The organism is Melaminivora alkalimesophila (genome assembly GCF_000282995.1).
GTDB lineage: Bacteria > Pseudomonadota > Gammaproteobacteria > Burkholderiales > Burkholderiaceae_C > Melaminivora > Melaminivora alkalimesophila.
The window spans coordinates 1-862 of the sequence record NZ_ALEE01000596.1 but is presented as its reverse complement, the minus strand read 5'-3'; the positions used below and the strand labels follow the sequence as shown (position 1 = coordinate 862).

At 69.0% G+C, this 862-nt stretch carries 1 protein-coding gene and 1 pseudogene; both read left to right on the top strand.

What is annotated here, in order from left to right; genetic code table 11:
- The coding region (locus A612_RS11630) for a DHHA1 domain-containing protein (RefSeq protein WP_019374648.1) at window positions 1-603 on the top strand (603 nt) is incomplete at its 5' end.
- A 121-nt stretch (window positions 604-724) separates the two neighbouring features.
- Window positions 725-862 (top strand): annotated as a pseudogene (locus A612_RS17985) (diaminopimelate dehydrogenase); the annotation flags it as partial.

Genomic DNA, 862 nt, shown 5'->3' with positions numbered 1-862 from the left:
CTTGCCGGCTGCACGAGCCGCAACGGCGTGCTGCATTTCGACATGCAGCGCAGCGGCGCGCGGCTGGCGTGGGAATATTTCTTTCCGCAAGGACCGCTGCCGGATCTGGTGCGCTTGGTCGAGGACCGTGACCTGTGGAACTGGCGCCACCCGGAGACGGCCGGCTTCGTGGCGGCACTCGACCTGGAACCACACGATTTTCCGCGCTGGAGCGAGATCGCCGACTTCACGCCCGCGCAGGTGCAGGAATTCGTCGCTCGTGGGCGCGCCATGGACGAGAAATTCCGCCACCTGGCCGACGACATCGCGCGCGCTGCCCGGCCCCTTCGCTTCAACGGTGAGACCGGATGGATGGTCAATGCGCCGGGCGCCTTCCACAGCCTGGTGGGCGACATCGTCTCGCGCCGGTACGGCGGCTTCGCCCTGATGTGGACCGTGGCCGAGGATGGACAGATCCGCGTGGGGCTGCGCTCGCAGCGCGATTACGACTGCTCCCCGCTGGCCGTCCGCATGGGCGGCGGCGGCCACGCGCAGGCCTGCGGCTTCCGGCTGCCCCCCGAAATGCTGCCCGCGCTGCTGCAGGGTGATCTGCAGGCGCCATAATCGTTCGCTTCCCCACGGAGCCTGCCTGGCCGCCTGCGCGGCCGCTTGCCGTGCCCCACGCCGCCGTGAAAGCTGAACCCGGCCGCTGGCCCGTCGTCTTCATTCGCTCGCGAGAATTTCCATGACCCAGCAGAACCCTTCCTCCACTCCCATCCGCGTCGGCATCGTCGGCTACGGAAACCTCGGCCGTGGCGTGGAGGCGGCGATCGGCAAGAACCCGGACATGGCGGTGGCAGGCATCTACACGCGGCGCGACCCG